The sequence below is a fragment of the Dialister sp. genome (assembly GCF_051885895.1).
Taxonomy (GTDB): Bacteria; Bacillota; Negativicutes; order Veillonellales; family Dialisteraceae; genus Dialister.
Genome location: NZ_JBJEXP010000043.1, coordinates 31,048 through 50,261, shown reverse-complemented (window position 1 = coordinate 50,261; position 19,214 = coordinate 31,048). Strand labels below are relative to the sequence as shown.

General features: G+C 48.0%; 21 protein-coding genes, 1 pseudogene and 1 other annotated feature. Of the genes and pseudogenes, 3 read left to right on the top strand and 19 right to left on the bottom strand.

The features are described 5' to 3' along the window. Nucleotides 1–167 precede the first annotated feature (167 nt). Nucleotides 168–575, bottom strand: a pseudogene (locus ACI4N7_RS04220) (LysR family transcriptional regulator substrate-binding protein). Between the two features lie 252 nt (nt 576–827). Here ACI4N7_RS04220 and ACI4N7_RS04215 point away from each other — a divergent pair. Then, entirely contained in the window at nt 828–1,232 is a 405-nt protein-coding gene (locus tag ACI4N7_RS04215; protein ID WP_439732118.1) for an aspartate/glutamate racemase family protein, read from the top strand. Nucleotides 1,233–1,369: 137 nt separating this feature from the next. Beyond that, nucleotides 1,370–1,525, top strand: a complete 156-nt coding sequence (locus tag ACI4N7_RS04210) for a hypothetical protein (RefSeq protein WP_439732117.1) — start codon at nt 1,370–1,372, stop codon at nt 1,523–1,525. 349 nt (nt 1,526–1,874) lie between these two features. Here ACI4N7_RS04210 and ACI4N7_RS04205 read toward each other — a convergent pair whose 3' ends face one another. The 11 genes from ACI4N7_RS04205 to ACI4N7_RS04155 all read right to left on the bottom strand — a co-directional run bounded on the left by ACI4N7_RS04205 (nt 1,875) and on the right by ACI4N7_RS04155 (nt 10,828). Next, nucleotides 1,875–2,678: an ABC transporter ATP-binding protein gene (locus tag ACI4N7_RS04205; RefSeq protein WP_439732116.1), complete on the bottom strand. Its 804-nt coding sequence runs from the start codon at nt 2,676–2,678 to the stop codon at nt 1,875–1,877. Continuing rightward, a complete protein-coding gene (locus ACI4N7_RS04200; protein WP_439732115.1) occupies nt 2,675–3,679 on the bottom strand; it encodes a FecCD family ABC transporter permease in 1,005 nt (334 codons plus the stop codon). The genes ACI4N7_RS04205 and ACI4N7_RS04200 overlap by 4 nt, the downstream gene beginning before the upstream one ends. Nucleotides 3,680–4,013: 334 nt before the next feature. Further along, nucleotides 4,014–4,673 carry a precorrin-8X methylmutase gene (locus ACI4N7_RS04195; protein ID WP_439732114.1) on the bottom strand — a complete coding sequence of 220 codons (660 nt, stop codon included), beginning with the start codon at nt 4,671–4,673 and terminating at the stop codon, nt 4,014–4,016. Further along, the gene (cobK, locus tag ACI4N7_RS04190) at nt 4,642–5,460 is read right to left on the bottom strand and encodes a precorrin-6A reductase (protein WP_439732113.1); all 819 of its coding nucleotides are present in this window, start codon (nt 5,458–5,460) and stop codon (nt 4,642–4,644) included. Before cobK ends, ACI4N7_RS04195 begins: the two co-directional genes overlap by 32 nt. Continuing rightward, nucleotides 5,457–6,146, bottom strand: a complete 690-nt coding sequence (gene cobJ / locus ACI4N7_RS04185; protein WP_439732112.1) for a precorrin-3B C(17)-methyltransferase — start codon at nt 6,144–6,146, stop codon at nt 5,457–5,459. The genes cobK and cobJ overlap by 4 nt, the downstream gene beginning before the upstream one ends. Then, nucleotides 6,143–7,237, bottom strand: coding sequence for a cobalt-precorrin 5A hydrolase (locus tag ACI4N7_RS04180; protein ID WP_439732111.1), 1,095 nt, complete (start codon nt 7,235–7,237; stop codon nt 6,143–6,145). The genes cobJ and ACI4N7_RS04180 overlap by 4 nt, the downstream gene beginning before the upstream one ends. After that, a complete protein-coding gene (cobM, locus tag ACI4N7_RS04175; protein WP_439732110.1) occupies nt 7,234–8,010 on the bottom strand; it encodes a precorrin-4 C(11)-methyltransferase in 777 nt (258 codons plus the stop codon). Before cobM ends, ACI4N7_RS04180 begins: the two co-directional genes overlap by 4 nt. Nucleotides 8,011–8,021: 11 nt before the next feature. Continuing rightward, complete coding sequence (cbiT, locus tag ACI4N7_RS04170; protein WP_439732109.1) at nt 8,022–8,594, bottom strand: precorrin-6Y C5,15-methyltransferase (decarboxylating) subunit CbiT; 573 nt, start codon at nt 8,592–8,594, stop codon at nt 8,022–8,024. 1 nt (nt 8,595) lies between these two features. Beyond that, nucleotides 8,596–9,222 (bottom strand): precorrin-6y C5,15-methyltransferase (decarboxylating) subunit CbiE, encoded by a 627-nt coding sequence (gene cbiE / locus ACI4N7_RS04165; RefSeq protein ID WP_439732108.1) that lies wholly within the window; start codon nt 9,220–9,222, stop codon nt 8,596–8,598. Further along, nucleotides 9,207–10,322 (bottom strand): cobalt-precorrin-5B (C(1))-methyltransferase CbiD, encoded by a 1,116-nt coding sequence (gene cbiD, locus ACI4N7_RS04160; protein ID WP_439732107.1) that lies wholly within the window; start codon nt 10,320–10,322, stop codon nt 9,207–9,209. The genes cbiE and cbiD overlap by 16 nt, the downstream gene beginning before the upstream one ends. A 14-nt stretch (nt 10,323–10,336) precedes the next feature. Then, a complete protein-coding gene (locus ACI4N7_RS04155; RefSeq protein ID WP_439732106.1) occupies nt 10,337–10,828 on the bottom strand; it encodes a YajQ family cyclic di-GMP-binding protein in 492 nt (163 codons plus the stop codon). A gap of 511 nt (nt 10,829–11,339) precedes the next feature. On the opposite strand from ACI4N7_RS04155, the gene fba reads away from it, so the two are divergent. Beyond that, nucleotides 11,340–12,272 (top strand): class II fructose-1,6-bisphosphate aldolase, encoded by a 933-nt coding sequence (fba, locus tag ACI4N7_RS04150; protein WP_439732105.1) that lies wholly within the window; start codon nt 11,340–11,342, stop codon nt 12,270–12,272. Nucleotides 12,273–12,389: 117 nt separating this feature from the next. On the opposite strand, the gene ACI4N7_RS04145 is transcribed toward fba, so the two are convergent. The 7 genes from ACI4N7_RS04145 to thrS all read right to left on the bottom strand — a co-directional run bounded on the left by ACI4N7_RS04145 (nt 12,390) and on the right by thrS (nt 18,404). Continuing rightward, nucleotides 12,390–14,081 carry an FAD-dependent oxidoreductase gene (locus ACI4N7_RS04145; RefSeq protein WP_439732104.1) on the bottom strand — a complete coding sequence of 564 codons (1,692 nt, stop codon included), beginning with the start codon at nt 14,079–14,081 and terminating at the stop codon, nt 12,390–12,392. A 13-nt stretch (nt 14,082–14,094) separates the two neighbouring features. Continuing rightward, nucleotides 14,095–14,595, bottom strand: a complete 501-nt coding sequence (locus tag ACI4N7_RS04140) for a C-GCAxxG-C-C family protein (RefSeq protein ID WP_439732103.1) — start codon at nt 14,593–14,595, stop codon at nt 14,095–14,097. Between the two features lie 211 nt (nt 14,596–14,806). Then, entirely contained in the window at nt 14,807–15,157 is a 351-nt protein-coding gene (rplT, locus tag ACI4N7_RS04135; RefSeq protein WP_439732102.1) for a 50S ribosomal protein L20, read from the bottom strand. A 16-nt stretch (nt 15,158–15,173) separates the two neighbouring features. After that, the gene (gene rpmI, locus ACI4N7_RS04130; RefSeq protein WP_439732101.1) at nt 15,174–15,371 is read right to left on the bottom strand and encodes a 50S ribosomal protein L35; all 198 of its coding nucleotides are present in this window, start codon (nt 15,369–15,371) and stop codon (nt 15,174–15,176) included. 15 nt (nt 15,372–15,386) lie between these two features. Further along, entirely contained in the window at nt 15,387–15,923 is a 537-nt protein-coding gene (infC, locus tag ACI4N7_RS04125; protein ID WP_439732100.1) for a translation initiation factor IF-3, read from the bottom strand. A gap of 137 nt (nt 15,924–16,060) precedes the next feature. Then, nucleotides 16,061–16,495 (bottom strand): HutP family protein, encoded by a 435-nt coding sequence (locus ACI4N7_RS04120; protein WP_439732099.1) that lies wholly within the window; start codon nt 16,493–16,495, stop codon nt 16,061–16,063. 1 nt (nt 16,496) lies between these two features. After that, nucleotides 16,497–18,404, bottom strand: a complete 1,908-nt coding sequence (thrS, locus tag ACI4N7_RS04115) for a threonine--tRNA ligase (RefSeq protein WP_439732098.1) — start codon at nt 18,402–18,404, stop codon at nt 16,497–16,499. A gap of 84 nt (nt 18,405–18,488) precedes the next feature. After that, nucleotides 18,489–18,691, bottom strand: a binding site (T-box leader). Between the last annotated feature and the right edge of the window lie 523 nt (nt 18,692–19,214).

The following is a 19,214-nucleotide window of genomic DNA, read 5'->3' as shown; positions in this document are numbered from 1 at the left end:
ATGCTCCATCATAAAATGGATAAAATACTTACCTGCCAAAGGAAGTTCATTTGCATTTTTAGCAATAAATCTCATTTTTCGTTTAACAGCCGGCACAATCGGCCTAATCGCAATATGATAATTTGTTTTTCACAGCACCAGTTCCGGCCAAAATACTGACTCCCAGTTCAAGCTCTACCATGGATAGAATAGTCGTCATGCATACGGAGTCGCACTTTGGGAGCCAGCCCGGCTTCCCGAAAGGCTTCCAGAGGGCGGCTGAGACTTCCTTCTTCAATTACAAGAAAAGGCTCGTCGGCAAGCTGTTTCAGGGTAACATGATCCTGTGATACCAAGGGATGATTTTATGGCAAGAGTGCCCGGTATTCTCCCTCTTTCAGGAAGACTGCCATCCCATTGTATACACGCATATTCACAAAACCAAAATCCACTTCTCCGGTTCGTACCCATTCAGGGATCAAATTATTATCCCCCTGATGCAGTATAAATTCTACATCAGGATACTGCTCTCCAAAAGCACGAATTAAAGGGGGCAACCAGTGACAGGAAATACTAGACAGCGTTCCAATTCGGATAATTCCCGTTTTAACCCCTGTACTTCCTTGACAATTTCCTGCATAGAAAGGGATTGCGTGATTGTCTTCTGAATGTCAGGAAATGAAGAAAATAAAATCCCAGATAGTATAAAGGAAAAAATACTGGATACTCCTTTTCAGATACCTCACAGAGTTGTATTTTGTTCGGCTCTACCGTGATGAGAATTTATTTTCTGAAAAACAGATATTTCTGTCGAATTGTCATTATTATATATTACAGGAGGGGAAAATATGAAGAAGTTAGGTTTAATCGGTGGCGTAGGACCGGAATTTACGATTCTCTATTACAGAGGTATTGTCAATGGTGTCATGAACCGGGCAGGCAAACCCCTCCTTCCTCCACTGACCATTGAAAGTCTCAACTGCTTTGAGGTAAAACGTATGAGCAGCATGGGAGATACGGAGGGCCTAACAGACTATCTTTTATCAGGTATTCTTAACCTGGCAGCAGCAGGTGCTGAAATAGGTGCATTGACCTGTAATACGGATCGCCTTGTATTTTATGACCTGCCAAAAAGGTCTCCCATTCCACTCATAAGCATAGTGGAAACTGCCTGTACCGAAGCTAAACGATGCGGCTTACCATTGTTTAGGCCTGATGGGAACAGCCGCTGCTATGGAAACAGATTTCTTTAAATCCCCTTGTTCGTAAGGCAGGGATAGAGGTCATTACCCAAGATGCAGCAGAACAGGCCTATATTGCAGACCACATCTTAAATGAGCTGGAAATGGGAATCATCAGCAGACAGACAACTGCACATATATTAAAAATCATGGAACGCATGAAAAAAGAAGAACAGATTGAAGCCGTCATTCCAGACTGTACAGAACTGCCCCTGCTGTTCGAGAAATGCGCCACCCCGATACCACTGCTGAATACCATGGAGATTCATATAGAAGCTCTCATTGATGCGATTATGGAGAAATAAAATATCAGGATTTTAAATTTATCGCTTAAGTCATTTAAGTGATACTGTGTAAGCGTCAGATCGAAACTATTTTCCACCATGTGAAGGTTCGGAAAATTAAGGATAATAGAGTAAAAACTGAATTATGGATCTCCACAGGATCATCAAATAACCTTAAAAACCAGGATATCTTGTCAAATACACAGGAAATCCATTTCTTCATAGTTAAAGAAGTCCAGGAACTTCAGTTGTCATGATCGTTCCAGGCAGAAGTTTTTCCTAAAAAGAACGGGCACTGTCAGTTCAGGCTTTCTTAAACCTGAGCTGACAGTACCCGTCTATTTTTGGCTTCCCGGAGACTCCAAGGTCCTTATTTTTCCAGCAGACCGTTAATGCAGATCATAGGTCTTCCCTTCCGCATTTCTACATCTGCATCTACATCAAATACTTCCGCAATTGCTTCATGGGTCATGACCTCCATGGGGGGACCATGCCGTTTAATGACTCCGTTTTCCAAAACGAGAAGATCTGTAGAATAACGGACAGCCTGATTGATTTCATGAAGGACCATGACTACCGTCAGGTTTTCTTCTCTGTTAAGTTTGGATACCAGTTCCATCACTTCCAGCTGATGGCAAATATCCAGATAGGTGGTAGGTTCATCCAGAATCAGAATTTTCGGTTCCTGGGCGAGAGCCATGGCGATCCATACCCTCTGTCTTTCGCCGCCGGAAAGGCTGGCAACCAGCCGGTCTTTCAAATGGGTGGTATTTGTTTTTTCCATGACCTCCGCCACCACTTCCCGATCTTTGGTGGAAACGCCGCTCCACCAGTGCTGATAGGGATAGCGGCCGCAGGAAACCAGCTCTTCACCGGTCATATCCTTTGGTACGTCATGAAACTGGGGAAGAAATGCCACTACCCGTGCCAGTTCATTAGCTGAATAGGATGACAGCGGTTTTCCTGCAATTTCTATGGATCCCTTATCCGGCTTCAGATTGCCGGTGACTGTCTTTAACAGAGTAGACTTACCGCAGCCGTTTCGTCCCAGAAAGGTTACAATGCTCCCTTTTCTGATGATGCCGCTGGCACCGCGAAGGACATGATGACTGCCAAAGGATACATGAATATCTGAAATTTTGATAGCTATATCTTGATCAATGGGATTCATCATGCACTCCTCCTTAACAGATACAGAAAGAAGGGGGCTCCCAGAAAGGCCATGATAATGCCGGCCGGTATTTCAATCGGTGAAAACATGACACGTCCAAGAGTATCGCAGAATACGAGAACCCCTGCTCCCAATATGGCGGAGCCGGGCACTACATACTTATAGTCCGTGCCGATAATAAGCCGGACAATATGGGGCACCACAAGGCCTACAAATCCAATCAGTCCTGCAATACTGACAGCCCCGGCTGCCAGCAGGGCCGCTACGGCGGTCATAGAAAACCGCACTTTCTCTACCGGTACGCCAAGCCCCCGGGCGGTTTCATCCCCCAGGCTCAGTATGGTCAGTGCCTTACATCCGGCCAGGGCAAGAACCAGGCCTAATACGGTATAAGGAAAGAGTGCTTCCACCTGAGGCCAGCTTCTGGCAGAAAGTCCTCCCACCATCCAAAGGAGGGCCCCCTGTACTTTATCAGAATAGAAGACGAGGAGAGCGGAAATACCGCTTCCCAGAAAAGCACTGACGGCTACGCCAGCCAAAATAATACGGCTGGGACGGATCCCGTTCTTCCAGGCCAGGGCATACACAGCAGCAGCGGAAAGCATGGCTCCTACAAAAGCCACCGGTGTAAGAAGCAGTGAAGCCTCCGGCATGAAAATCAGCATAATAACCCCTGCCAGCCCTGCGCCGCTGGAAACACCTACAATGCCCGGATCAGCAAGAGGGTTTTTCATAACTGCCTGCAGGATAGCGCCGGAGACGGCCAGATTGGCTCCTACCAGAGCCCCTACGATATTTCTTGGGAACCGGATATTCCAAATGACCATTTCATCGGTGGTTTCCACATTTCCCAAAAGCGTATGCATAATGGTGCTAAAGGAAATATCCGCCGAACCGAATATAAGGCTGAAAACCATGGCAAATACGGTAAAGGCAGCAAATATAAAGATAATCAATATACGCAGACCCTTACTCTTCCCCGTCTCGTTTCTTTTCTCTTCCATACACCCACTCCTTCGTCAGGGAAACATAATAAAAAAGGAAGCAGTGCTGATTCTTTCAATCACTCACTGCTTCCTTAAGGAAAAGCCGATTAATCCAAAAATCCAGTCAGTATTTCCTTAATAGAATAACGTCAAAATATCAGTACTATTTAATTATAGCATCTCTTGATATTAATACAAGAGAAAAATAAAAAGTACATGACTGCTTCAAGTTATGAAAAAAGATGATTTTCATCATTCCACCAGGAAGAAAGGTGACGGCTCCCTAGTCACTGAGGTTTGACTGCGCCCCATTTGGCCGTCAGCTCCCCCGGTGCTCACCAGCCTTCTGAGCTTATTTCTTCCCCTGCACGTAAAGCATATTGTCTCTCTTTACCAGATTGTACATCAGAGCATTGACGCAGGAGGCTACAATGGAGCTGCCGCCTTTGGTTCCTCTTACAGTGATGTACGGACAGGGAGCACGTCTTACCAGCTGTTCCTTGGAATCGGCTGCGCCTACAAACCCTACAGGAATACCGATGATCAGAGCAGGACGGATGCCGTCTTCCTCTACCATGCGGATGGCTTCATAGAGAGCAGTGGGCGCGTTGCCTACGGCAATGATAGAGCCGTTCAGATCTGTGCCGAAAGAGTTCATGGCTGCCATGGAGCGGGCAATGTTCTTTTCTTTGGCAATTCTGGCAATTTCCGGATCTGCCACACGGCAGAATACATCTCCTCCAAGAGCGGCCAGAGCTCTTTTATTAATGCCTGCTTTGACCATATTCACATCACAATAGATACTGCAGCCGCCGGCCAGAGCTTTGATACCTGCTTCTACCGCACCTTTGCTGGTTCGGATAAGATGGCCGTAGTCCACATCGCCGGAAGCATGAATCATGCGGGAGTATACTGTTACTTCTTCCGGAGTCAGATCAATATCACTGATAAACGGATCAATAAGATCCATGCTTTTTTCTTCAATGGCTCTGGGGTTTTTTATAAAATCCATAATGTTCCTCCATATAATGCAGAACGTCTTCGGTACTGCTGAATACCGGAACGCCTGTTAATTTTGCTTTCGGCTTGTCAATAACGATGACGGAAATACCGGCATCCATGGCCGCTTTGAGTTTAGTGTCGCTGCCGCCAATCAGGCCGCTGTTCTTTGTAACCATCACATCGCAGTGATAATCATGAATCATGGCCAGATTCATTTCATAGGAAAAAGGCCCCTGGATGGCCAGAATATTCTTGGCCTTCATCCCCAGGTCTTCGCACATTTTAATCACATTGGACACAGGAAGCACCCTGGCCCAGATGGTCTTATCCTGAAGGGATGGTTCGTGAACGAAAACAGGAAGCGTCTTGGACCCGGTAGTAAGGAGAATACTCTTCCCCAGGCTGCCGGCCAGTTTGGCCGCCTCATATTCATCTGCAGCATGATGAAGCTTATCGTAATCGGGAAGAGGAATCTCCGCCCGTTCATAGCGCACATAATCTATGCCTGTTTCCCGGCAGGCTTCAAAGGCTGTTTCAGAAACAATAGCCGCATAGGGATGGCTGGCATCCAGGATCAGGGTCACGCCTTTCTCCCTGATAACTCGGACCATATCTTCTTTTTTGAAACGGCCTACTTCAATATCAAGGCCCTTATGGGCTGCCAGCACTTTTCCATACTGGCTTACCACGGTCATCAGGATTTCACGGCGGCTGCCTTCCGGCTTTGCCATTTCCCGGTCTGCCAGTTCTGCGCCGATTTCCCTGCCGTCCTGTGTACCGGAAATAATCCAGATCAAACTTTGTACCCCCTTGGTGTAATCATGATGCCGTCGGCTACATAGGTATTGCTGTTGCCGATGATAACGGTGGACTGCATATCCACTTCCGCTTCCGGCAGTTTTTCCAGATTTGTCACTGTGACACTCATGCCCGGACGGCCTGCCTTTCTCACAATGCCTACCGGTGTTTCCGGTTTACGGAATTGAAGTACGATATCCCGGATCTGATCAAGGTATGTAGCACGGCCCCGGCTTTTGGGGTTATAAATGGCTATAACAAAATCTCCTTCCGCCGCCAGACGGGCTCTTTTTTTGATCAGATCCCAGGGAGTCATAAGATCTGACAGGCTGATCACCGCATAATCATGCATAAGGGGAGCACCTAAAGCTGCTGCTGACGTATTGGCCGCAGTCAGTCCGGGAATAATTTCACAGGATGGTCTCTGATCTTCAGGAACCTTCTGGAGCAGTTCAAGTACCAGTCCGGCCATGCCATAGACTCCGGGATCTCCGGAAGAGATAACAGCTACCCGGTTGCCTTCAACAGCCAGATCCACTGCCTTCTGGCAGCGGTCTACTTCCTGACGCATGCCGTTCCCCACGACTTCTTTGTCACCGATGAGATTTTTTACCAGAGCAATATAGGTATTGTATCCTACGATGATATTGGAATCTTCCAAAGCATGGACTGCTTTGGGTGTCATTTCCTCTTCATGTCCCGGCCCGATACCGATGACCCGGATAATCCCAGAGCAATGGCCACCGTGGCACTTGCAAACTTCGTTTTCGGCAGAAGCGTTTTTCCCTTCATTGATTCCATTAACGCTGCTGATTGACATACGTTCCCCACTCCTATCGTGTTTTCTACAAATTTTGAAATCGGTAAACCAAAATCTTCCGCTATGCTCCTAAGTTCCTCTGCCTTATAGAAATGAATGGGAAGATGATGGTGCAAAGCAAAGTCGAGAAGGCCTTTCTCATCGGCCTTGGCATCCACGCTGGCCAGAGATGCCACCTGATAATCATAGGCATTGGCCATGGAAAGAGCTTTTTTATAAGCCGCTTCAATGAGCGCTTCCGGGGTTCCCCGTTTGCAGCCTATGCCAACATAGAGATTTTTAGGTATGAGTCTTACAAAAGGCTTGTCTACATGGATGGGATGATTGGAAATCAGGACACATCCGTCAAATTCTTCTTCAGGAAGATCCGAAAGAGGCAGGAAAGAAATCCCTTTTTCCGAAAGCCTCTGTGCGATGGATGCTGCACCTTCCGTATCCTTATCCAGGAACCAGGCCACTTTCTTTCCTTCCGCAATGAAACTGTTGACCGGCTTTAAAGCCCCTAAAGGCTCTACCCGCATCATCAGCTCCCTGGCCATATCATCCGGCGCCCTCCTTGCATGGACATCGGTGGCAGTGGTAATCACGGGATCCGCTCCCACTGCTGCCGCCACTTCCCGAGCCCAGGCATTGGCTCCGCCCAGATGGCCGGAGAGAAGGGAAATGCAGTGCTTTCCACATTCATCCATCACCAGCACCGCCGGATCAGAAGCCTTGCTCACCACATGGGGAGCTATGGCCCGTACCGCAATGCCGGAGGCCATGATGTAGAGGAGCCCCTCATACCGGGTAAAGATATCCGATGTCAGTGCCAGGGTGCGGTTGAAATACTCTGCCTTTTCCCCGCTTTCTGCGCCTTTTCTCTCATACAGCGTTCCTTCTCCGGAAATCCCCGATTTCACCCGGGTGCCAAGCATGGCCCCTTCCTTGGAGACTGAAATCACTGCGTACTTCATTTTTCATCCGTTCCTTTGCGGAACATGGTGGTAAATTTGCTGTCATACAGTTTGGACAGATCATAATCCGTATCCAGTACTTTTCCTACTACGATCATGGCCTGGCGCACCACACCGGCCTTATGCAGGATATCGGCAATTGTGTCGATGGTACCGCGGAAAATCCGCTGATCCGGCCAGGTAGCCCTTGCAACAATGGCCACCGGTGTATCCCCCGGATACCCCCCTTCTTTCAGGGTTTCCATAACCTTTTCAATGGCATGGACAGAAAGGAAAATGCACATGGTAGCCTGATGGGCTGCCAGAAGAGACAGCTTTTCCTTCGGCGGTACCGGTGTACGGCCTTCCATACGGGTAATAATGACGGTCTGCGAAATACCGGGAAGAGTATACTCCTGTTTTAAAGCAGCTGCCGTAGCCAGGAAAGAGCTTACTCCCGGTACCACGGCAAAGTCTTCATCGGGAATACCGGCGGCCCGAAGACCATCCATCTGCTCCTGGATGGCGCCGTAAATGGCAGGATCGCCTGTATGGACACGGGCAACCATCTTTCCCTGCTTCAGTGCTTCTATCTCTACCTGAAGCACTTCATCCAGGTTCATGGTGGCACTGTTGTAAATTTCGGCTCCTTCTTTTCCATACTTCAGAATCTCCGGATTCACCAGAGAGCCGGCATAAATAATCACATCAGCTTCACCAATCAGGCGCTGTCCCTTCACAGTAATCAGTTCAGGATCTCCCGGACCGGCACCGATGAAATAAAGTTTCCCCATGATAATCCTCCTCAAATTTTTTCTGCGGTAAATATGAAAACAGGACTTAGCGGATCATATAAATGATACCGTCCCAGTTTCCTGAGCCTGTTGACCTGCATCTGGAATCCTTCCAGCCGGAAAGGACGTCCTTCAAATTCCCGAACCACTTCGCCTGTGGTTTCAGCAGTCACTGCTGTCAGCACAATGCGGCCGCCCCTGGAAAGAAGCGCCTCTGCACGATCCAGGATTTCATGCATATTCCCGCTGGATCCGCCGATAATCATTACATCCAGCGGCGGCAGACCATCCATGGCCTCCGGCGCTGCGCCTTCGATGGCATGGATATTCTTCACTCCGAACTTTTCGGCGTTTTCCTCAATGAGCCGAATGCCTTCCGGATTTTTTTCTATGGAATACACATCTCCTTCCGAAGCCGCCAAAGCAGCTTCAATGGAAATGGATCCCGTGCCTGCACCGATGTCGGCCACCCTGTCCTTTGGACAGATTCCCGCCTTGACCATTACCATGGCGCGAATCTCTGCCTTTGTCATCGGTACCTTTCCCCGAATAAACTCCTCATCACGAATACCAAATCTCTGCATCTTACCCTATCACCACCATTACTGATTCACCAAAACCGGAAAGAGAAACCATGTCCTGCAAAGAAGACTGTGAGACATGCTGGTTCTCGTAAGAAATATGTTCACAGGCAGCTGCTTTGGCTGACTGCGGCCATCCATGCTTTATCAGATAATCGGCAATAAAAGCCGGATTATGTTCATAATCTGTTAAAAATGCCAGTTTCTTCCCTTTTTCATAGGCTGTATCCTTTTCATCCGGTATACGGCCATGGAAAGAAAGCCATAAAGCGCCCTGCCAGGGTTCTGAAATCAGGCAGAAAGCTGCCTGTACGGAAGAAATGCCGGGAATCACCTTCACCGGATTGTTCGGGAATTTCTTTTTCAGCCATGGAAGGAGGCTGTAGAAGCCGGGATCCCCGCTCACCATGACCACCACATCATTCAGGACAATCTTCTCTTCCAGCCATTCTGCCAAAAGGGAAAGCTTTCCTGTAATGGGATAGGTCTCCTGCCCTTCTTTGGCATAATCATGAAGTGCCCGTCTCCCGCCTACCAGATAACGGGCATTCTCTATGGCGAAAAGGGCTTTCGGCAGGATATAGTCACGGCCTCCGGGACCGATACCTGCTACGATTAATGTATGATCCATTTGTTTTCCTTCAAAATCTCCTTTGCATGACTGCTCACAGCCTGAATGGTACCGTCCATGGCAGCAAAAATGACGCCTACCTTCGCTTTCCCGAAGATATACCTTTCGGAACGAACCTGGGCCCGTTCCGCCATCTGCCCATATACCATGTCCAGGTGCTCCCGGTGAAGGATAATGGCCGCGCCGTCTGTGGTATTGCAGTCCATGATTTCCTTCACCACAGAAGGAGAGGCCCCATTAACAGCGGCATAGGCAGCCATAGTTTCCATACGGCCGTCGCTGTTCCGGTTATAGGTATGAAAACTGCCGGATGCTACTTTCACCAGTTTTCCCATGTGGCCGATAAGCAGCATCTTATCAAATCCGACTGCTATGCACTGCTCCATCATGAATCCGATAAAATTACTGGTTTCAATGATGGCCTCCGACGGAATTCCCATGATTCTGGCCGCATTTTCCCCGATTCTTCCGGGACAGAGCACTGCTGTGCGGAATCCTGATGCCCATACCACCGACACCTGGGGTGCCAGTGAACGCTTATAGGCATCTTCACTCATAGGTTTGACAATGCCGGTAGTCCCCAGGACAGAAATCCCGCCCTTGACTCCGATGGCAGGATTCAGTGTCTGTTTAGCCAGCTCTTCCCCTTTGGGAATGCTCACTGTTACCGTAATGCCCTGGTTTTTATCGAAAAACTCTTCATACACATAGCGCAGCATGATCTGAGGGCCGGGATTAATGGCCGGTTTTCCCACCGGCACCTGCAGTCCCGGACGGGTCACAATCCCTACTCCTTTTCCTGCCTTCAGTTCCATGCCCGGCTCTTCTTTCAGCTCCACCGTCACAACGATAGGCGTTCCATTAGTACAGTCCAGGTCATCTCCTGCATCTTTAAGGCAGGTAGCGCTTCCCTTTTTCTCATTTCCCTCGGCGGACTCTACAGGAATCACTATTTCCTGCCGCTGAGGCGATAAAACTGTTACCGTTTGGGGAAATTCTCCTCTCATGGCAAGCACTGCCGCTTTCATAGCCCCTGCTGCCGTAGCACCGGTGGTATGCCCCTCGCGCAGTACCTTGCCAATCATTTCCTCTGGTTTCATAATCCCTTCATCTCTTATCTGTAATTGACAAACTGAAGATCAGCTGGAATATCCTGCTGTTTCAGGAATGCAATGCACGCCTGCAGTGCATCCTTATCCCTGCCGCTGATTCTCACTTCATCCCCATTAATTTTAGCAGACACTTTAATTTTAGAAGCCTTCACCCGCTTCACAATATCCTTCGCCATTTCTGAAGAAATACCATTCTGCAGTTCCAGGACCTGGCGGACTGTTCCGCCGGCGGCAGGCTCCTTTTTCCCTTCCTGAATATTCTTCAGGGAAATGCCCCTTTTGACCAGTTTGGTATTTAAAATATCTCTGACCAGTCGAAGCTTGAAATCATCATCACCAATCAGTGTAATATGTCCATCCTCAAGAGACACAGAGCTCCTGCTTCCTTTGAAATCATAACGGGTGCCGATTTCACGGGCCGCCTGATTCACCGCATTCTGTGCTTCCTGTAAATCTGTACGGCATACAACATCGAAAGAATAATCCTTTGCCATCCTGTCCTCCTACTCCGGCAGGAAATGACACAGAAACCTGTGATTTCCGAGCCTTATGAAAGCTGTTTACTGCACCCTATCATTTTACCATATACAGAATGAAAAATGATGAAATTTTATAAAAAAATTAAAAGGAAAGCGCCATACCGTCCGGTAAATCGTAAGAAAAAAGGAATATATCGCTGAAGAATGGATAGGTCCATAAATCAGACCGGCACAGACTGATGGATGAGCCCTGACTTTCGTTCCCATATTTTCTCCTGTACTTTAACAGCCGCAGAAGAAACGGAATTTTTCCCTGCTGCACAAGGTACGGATCCTGCCGCAGTCGACTGCCCTGATTCCATGATGCTGCTTTCGTTCTCCACTTTTTTCGCCTTTCCAAAATCCTCTTCAATTTTCGGTGGAAATCCCGAGGCTCATTCAGTATAATGAAATTAGATTGATGCATAAACTCTTGAAACTCATGCATTTATTTCATACCAATCTGTTTGAAAGGAAGGTTATCACTATGCCGCTTGTAGGAACAACTGAAATGTTTAAAAAAGCCTATGAAGGCCACTATGCCATCGGAGCTTTTAATGTGAACAACATGGAAATCATCCAGGGCATTATGGCAGCTGCCAAGGAAGAAGAATCCCCGGTGATTCTCCAGGCTTCTGAAGGTGCCCGCAATTATGCCGGCCAGGAATACATCGTAGGCCTTGTCAAAATTGCCCTTCAGGATTATCCTGAAATTCCTACGGCTCTCCATCTGGATCATGGTTCCTCCTATGAAATCTGCAAAGCCTGCATTGACGGCGGCTTTTCTTCCGTTATGTATGACGGCTCCAAGCATCCTTTTGAAGAAAACGTAAAGGTTACCAGGCAGATCGTCGAATATGCCCATGATAAGGGTGTAGTTGTGGAAGCAGAACTGGGACGTCTGGCCGGTGTAGAAGATATGGTTAGCGTAGATGCCAAAGATGCTATTTTCACCGATCCTGACCAGGCTGCTGAATTTGTAGAACGTACAGGCTGCGATTCTCTGGCTATTGCCATCGGTACCAGCCATGGCGCCTATAAATATAAGGGCGACCCCTACCTGGACTATGAACGTCTGGAAAAAGTAGGAAAACTTCTTCCCGGATATCCTATCGTTCTTCATGGCGCTTCCACCGTTATTCCGGAATTTGTAGAAAAATGCAATCAGTACGGCGGAAAAGTTATCGGTGCCAAAGGTGTGCCGGAAGACATGCTGAGAAAAGCAGCCACCATGGCAGTCTGCAAAATCAATATCGACACCGATATCCGTCTGGCTATGACAAGTGCCATCAGGGAAGCTCTCTATAAGGATCCTTCCAACTTCGATCCCAGAAATTATCTGAAACCGGCCAGAGCTGCTGTTAAGCAGATGGTCATGCACAAGATTGAAGCTGTTCTTGGTTCTGCCCATACCATTTAAGCGGTTTGATACCACCGGCTATGAATCAGAAAAAGCCTTTGCGCTGCTGAAGCGCAAAGGCTTTTTTGATCCAATCATAAAGCTGCCGGAGATGGATATCTGTAATTTTCGTTAAAGTCAATGAAACTGGTAGTCTGTAACTACAGGCTCTCTGCGCAGGGTCCTGTCTCTGAAATACTCATAGAAGGAAATCAGGAGAAAAGAGCCGGACATATTATAAAGATTCCTGTATCCTCTTCCCTGCAGTGCCCGGATAGCATAGTAGCTTCTCTGGCCGCTGCGGCAGTGAAGATAGACAGGACAATCCTTTGGAATTTCCCGCATCCGTTCCCGCAGCTGGGAAAGCGGGATATTCCGGCTTCCTTTCAGATGTCCCTGATCATACTCTCCCTTTTCACGGACATCTACAATGAATGCCCCTTGTTCCACCAGCTTGCGGGCCATGGAAACAGGCACCTGCCGGTATTCGCCGTGAAGCAGATTGAGCCCCACCATCCCCGCCAGGTTCACCGCATCCTTGGCTGTACCGGTGAGAGGCATGTAGCAGAGCTCCATATCCCTGGCATCTTCCAGAACAGCGCCCCTGGAAATCAGGGCAGCTGCAGTATCCACTCTTCTTTCCGCATCCCCTTTGCTGATGCACTGGGCCCCAAGCAGCCTGCCGGTGATTTTTTCATAAATCAGTTTGAAAAAAAGAGGACAGGCGCCGGGCATAATGCTTACCCGGTCAAAGGGAATCACAATCGCTGAATCATAGGGAATGCCTGCCTCCTTTGCCGCTTTTTCATTGAGCCCTGTGGCAGCGGCATGGTAATCGAAGACTTTGATGGCAAAGGACCCCAGAACGCCGGGATTTCTTAAAGGACTCCCGCAGACAGCCGAAGCTGCCCGTCTGGCTTCCTGCTGCGCCGGTCCTGCCAGCGCCAGTTTGGTCCAGCGGCGGCTTAATGCATGATATACCTCTACTGCATCACCGGCTGCATAGATGAAAGGATCCGATGTCCTTCCGGTGCTGTCCACGGAAATGGCCCCTGTTTCTCCCAAAGCCAAACCTGCCTTTTCCGCCAGTTCCGTATCGGGACGAATCCCTATGGCCAGCACCACCGCATCACAGGGGATTTCTTTTCCGGACTGAAGAAGTACAGAATGGCCCTTTACTTCCTTCACACCATCATTAACGATCAGACGGACTCCATGGTCTAAAAGCTCTTTGTGCAGAATCTGCACCATATCTTCATCGAAAGGAAGCAGAACCTGGGAAGCAGCTTCGCAGACCGTTACGGACTTGCCGCAGGAAACCAGGTTTTCTGCGGCTTCCATACCGATGAATCCACCGCCTATAATCACTACATTCCTGCAGGAAGGTTCCTCTATTTTGGATTGCAGACGGAGGATATCTTCCACATGGCGGATGGTAAACACTTCAGGTCTGTCCAGGCCCTTAATGGAGGCCGGGCGGAGAGGCTTGGCTCCGGGACAGAGAATAAGCCGGTCATAGGATTCTTCATAGATTTCTCCTGTTTCCAGTTTTCTGACCGACACGATTTTCCTGTTTCTGTCAATACGGATAACTTCCTGCCGCACCCTTGCCTCTATATGGTACTGCTTCATAAACTTTTCCGGATTCATGAGGATAAGGGAGCTGCCATCGGCTACCATGCCGGAAAGATAGAAAGGCATGGCGCAGTTGGAAAAGGATACATATCCGCTTTTTTCAAACAGGATAATTTCCGCCGTTTCATCAAGACGCCTCAGTCTGGCAGCCGCAGAACCGCCGCCGGCTACACCGCCTACGATTACATATTTCAAAGGACTTCACCGCCTATTCCTTCAACGCAGCCCTGACAGCCAGTTTAGCCGCAATACCGATGATTCTCTTGCAGTTTCTGGCCCGCTCTTTAGAATGAAATGAAGGATAGGCAATGCAGAGATCCCGGCATTCAATGGTTCCCAGCTCCTGGAAGCACTGACGGATATAGTCCCCGTGGCGGGCGTAAATACCTGTTTCAGGATGATTCAGCTCATCCACCCTTTCTTCAAAGGTAGGCTTTGCATAGGGATTCTTTCTTCCTTTTTCTGATCCGATCACCACCATACCCGCATTGACCGCACCGCAGGTATGGCCGGTGGCTCCCATGCCGGCACCAAAGCCGGAAACAAGGCCTACAATATCATGGGGATAGTCAGTAATGCCAAGATCCAGAAAGCCCTGCAGCACGCATTCTCCGCAGTTCAGTCCATGTTTGAAGTGCTCCATGGCATTTTCCGCAGCTTTTTCAGCCAGCATTTCAATTTCCTCTTCACTGTACTTCTTTGCCATCATACTCCTGCCTTTCTCGAAGATTTCTCCTCGAACTCTGTGCTTTCACACAGAAAGAAAATGATATCTATGATAGAAAGGAAAATATGTTCTGTTCTGAGGAAGCGCCGTAAATGGATTCTTTATTTCTATTATATCATATAATAAACACATGCTTTAATAGCATCAATAAAAAACACCGTTTCCGAAGAAACGGTGTTTTTCTGCATGGAAATTAAGCGTTCTTTGCTGCTTCGCAAATCTTGGTGAAGCCTGCAGGATCGCTGATAGCCAGTTCGGACAGCATCTTGCGGTTAACTTCGATGCCTGCTTTAGCGAGGCCGGCGATAAGCTTGCTGTAGGTCAGGCCGTTCTGACGGGCAGCTGCATTGATACGAACGATCCAGAGCTTACGGAATTCTCTCTTCTTGGATCTACGGTCTCTTCTTGCATAGTAGAGAGCCTTCATCACCAGTTCATTTGCTTTTCTGAACTGAGTGTGACGGGCACCTCTGTAGCCTTTAGCCAGTTTCAGAATTTTCTTATGTCTTGCATGGGCGGTAACACCGCTTTTTACTCTTGCCATTCTCTAATCCTCCTTATTAGCCGTTTGGAAGCAATCTTGCTACGCGTTTGTAATCAGACTTGGAAACCAGTGCTGCTTTCCTGAAGTTTCTCTTTCTCTTCTGGGATTTCTTTTCGAGAATGTGGCTCTTGAAGGCTTTATTTCTCTTGAACTGACCGGATCCTGTTTCGGTAAAACGTTTTGCCGCAGCGCGACGGGTTTTCATTTTCGGCATATCTGTCTCTCCTTTTTATGCTTTTGGGCCAATGACCATGGTCATATTGCGCCCTTCTAATTTCGGTGGCTTTTCGCGAACAATGGAGTCACCGAGCTCTTTTGCAAAGCGATCGAGAACTTCCTGCCCCAGTTCGGGGTGGCTCATTTCTCTTCCGCGGAACATAATGGTCACTTTCACTTTGTTCCCATCTCCGAGGAAACGCTGGGCATTCTTCAGTTTGACAAAGAAGTCATGATCTTCAATATTGGGACGAAGTTTGACTTCCTTAATCTGGAATACCTTCTGTTTCTTCTTTGCTTCCTTATCACGTTTCTGCTGTTCATATCTGTACTTGCCATAATTCATGATACGGCACACCGGTGGACGGCCATTAGGCGCCACCTCGACGAGATCAAGTCCTTTATCTTCCGCAATGCGGATTGCTTCATGAAGCGTCATGATCCCCAGCTGTTCGTTTGTATCACTGACTACACGGACTTCTCTTGCCCGAATCTGTTCATTGATACTGAGTTCTTTACCTATTCTTTTCACCTCCGAAATAGAAATCATTGCAAGTAAAAAGCGGACAGCATACACTGTCCGCCTCAAGTACATACGTAAAACCTTAGTAGCCTGCGCCTTGTAAGGTGAGAAGCGGATGACTTCTGCTTGCAATCAATTACAAGATATATACTACATCATACAGATCAATCTGTCAAGTCATTTCGTAAAACCCGATGGGCCAATCCAATGGTCACTTCGTTGAAATGGAGCACCCCTACCCCTACAAATACAGCTACGCAGAGATGTTCTTTCCACCGTGCGATTCCGATCTTTCCACCAACATTCATGCCGATAGCCATAAGCTTGACCTGTTCGATTGCAGATTCCATCGCACCAAGCACAGAGCCATCCCCCACATGGGTATCAGAAATGACATGCTGCCTCTGGGCAGCTACAATGGCGGATTCAAAAATCTTTGGAAGGATTTCCGTAAATTTACCGCCAAAATTAACCGCTACGGAACGGATTCCCTGCGCTGCCAGCTGTTCCCGCAGCTCATTTTCATCCGCCCTCGTTTCCGACAAAGCCATGCGCACAGCAGCCCTTGCTACATCAGCGCTCTGAAATTCTTTCTGCATATCAGCATTCCTTGTTCTTAATCTCACGAATCAGGTTAGCTACGAACATGGGAACCATCTGGGAACCGATATCCCCTGCTTTGCGGCTTCTGATAGAAACAGTATGAGATTTCATTTCCTTGTCGCCTACGATCAGCATATACGGAACTTTTTCCATCTGTGCCTTGCGGATCTTGTAGCCCAGGGTTTCATTGGCTTCTTCCACTTCTACGCGGATATCCGATTCAGACAGTGTCTTTGCCACAGATTTAGCATATTCCAGATGATTTTCTGTAACCGGAATAACCTTGACCTGTACCGGTGCGATCCAGGTGGGGAATGCGCCGGCAAAATGTTCAATCAGGATGCCGATGAAGCGTTCCAGGGAGCCGTAGCCGGCACGATGCAGCATAACGGCACGGTGTTTTTCACCGTCTTCGCCGATATAGTTCACATCGAACCGTTCCGGCAGCTGCATATCCATCTGAATGGTGCCGCACTGCCAGGTACGTCCCAGGGAATCCTGTACATGGAAGTCAAGCTTCGGACCGTAGAATGCGCCGTCCCCTTCGTTAATCTGATAGGGAACACCGGTCTTTTCAATAGCTTCCCGGAGAGCGTTGGTAGAAATTTCCCAGAGTTCATCGCTGCCCATGGAATTTTCCGGACGGGTGGACAATTCCACATGATATTCCAGTCCAAATACACCGTACATCTTCTTGTACATAGCCATGCACTTGATGACTTCGTCCTTCATCTGATCCTGGGTCATGAAAATATGAGCATCATCCTGGGTGAAGCAGCGTACACGGAAGAGTCCATGGAGTGCGCCGCGGAGTTCATGACGATGAACAATACCGAATTCACCGACTCTCATAGGCAGATCCCTGTAAGAACGCTGCTGGGTCTTGAAATAGAGAATTCCGCCGGGGCAGTTCATCGGTTTAATTGCATAATCTTCATCATCAATCTTGGTGAAGTACATATTTTCTTTATAGTGATCCCAGTGGCCGGACTGGATCCAGAGCTGCTTGGACAGGATAATCGGGGTCATGATTTCTACATAGCCGAATTCCTTGAACAGTTCTCTTTCATAGTCCATCAGTTTATTTCTGAGAACCATTCCCTTTGGATGGAAGAATGGGAATCCGGGACCTTCATCATGGAAGGAGAAGAGATCCAGCTGTTTGCCCAGTTTTCTGTGATCTCTCTTTTCTGCTTCGCTGCGGACATAGAGGAAATGATCCAGATCTTCCTTCTTGAAGAAGGCGGTTGCATAAATGCGCTGCAGCATTTTATTCTTGGAATCGCCGCGCCAGTAAGCACCGGCTACCGTCATAATCTTGAAAATCTTCACCTTGCCGGTGGAACGCATATGAGGGCCTGCACAGAGATCAGTGAAATCTCCCTGTTCATACAGAGAAATTTCTGCATCTTCCGGCAGATCGTTGATCAGCATGACCTTGTAGTCCTGTCCTTTATCCTGGAAGAATTTCAGTGCTTCGCTGCGGCTGACAACTTTCTTGACCAGAGGAATATTTTCTTTGGAAATCTTTGCCATTTCTTTTTCAATGGCTGCGAAATCTTCCTGGCTGAATACATGATCAGAATCCAGATCATAATAGAATCCATCATCAATAGCCGGGCCGATTGCAAATTTAGTTCCCGGGAAAAGGTGCTGAATGGCCTGAGCCATCACATGGGAAGCTGTGTGGCGCAGAGTAAAGAGTCCTTCTTTATCTTCCTTTGTGAAAAATTCTACTTCTGCTCCATCCACAATGGGATCACGGAGATCGGTGAGTTCACCGTTCACCTTAGCTACAACAGCATCTCTGCCAAGGCTGTTGGAAATTGCTTTGGCTGCATCAGCCAGGGAAACAGCGGATTCAAACTGTTTTTCCTTGCCGTCTTTAAGTTTAATTGTAATCATGCAAATCTTCCTTTCCTCTATCGTTTCCACAGCTGCTGGGGACAGCCTTCACGGAAACATAGTAATAAAAAAACTTCCGTCCCACTAAGGGACGAAAGTTATCTTCCGCGGTTCCACCCAAATTAAAGCTTGCGCTTTACTCTAAGGCTCGTAACGGCAGCCGGCCGGGAGGATTTCAATCCTTCTGTTCGGGAGCGGTAATCCATTCGTTATCCTATCTGCTCACACCGGCCGCAGACTCTCTGAAAAGACTGTCGAACACATCATGTCTCCGTCATCACATGTATGCACTTACTATAGTACGGCTGAAGCCGTTTGTCAAGAAATTTTTAAGAAAAGGATCCTGAGAACAGAAGAACAATGCCTGCATGTGAAGACCGATTATAGTTCACTTCATTCATAGGCTGCCATGAAAAGGTGACAAAGTTTCTTTGCAGCCTTTGAGTCATAGAGAAAACCTGAAAATGAAAGACATTCGATTTTACTGCTTATTGGGAGGAAGATTCCTCAACTCCGCTTCCCTGCACTTGAAATGACGAAGGAGCAGAAGAGCCATTTCCCATGCATGCCTGCTGCCTTTTGACACCGATCTTCTGCATCTCTGTTTTTATACTGCCTTTCCTCCCTCTCCTTCATTCTTCATCAATGGGTCAAGAACTTTTATGTATCCGCGGTGTCACCGTTTCTTTATCTTTCACCTCCAGACCTGCTATGCTTCTATGTCCCACCTTTACTCCCCTTCTGCTGATGCAGAAGCTGACAGTATTTCAGGAGCCAGGGAGAATGCCGGCATTTAACCGCTCCTTTTAT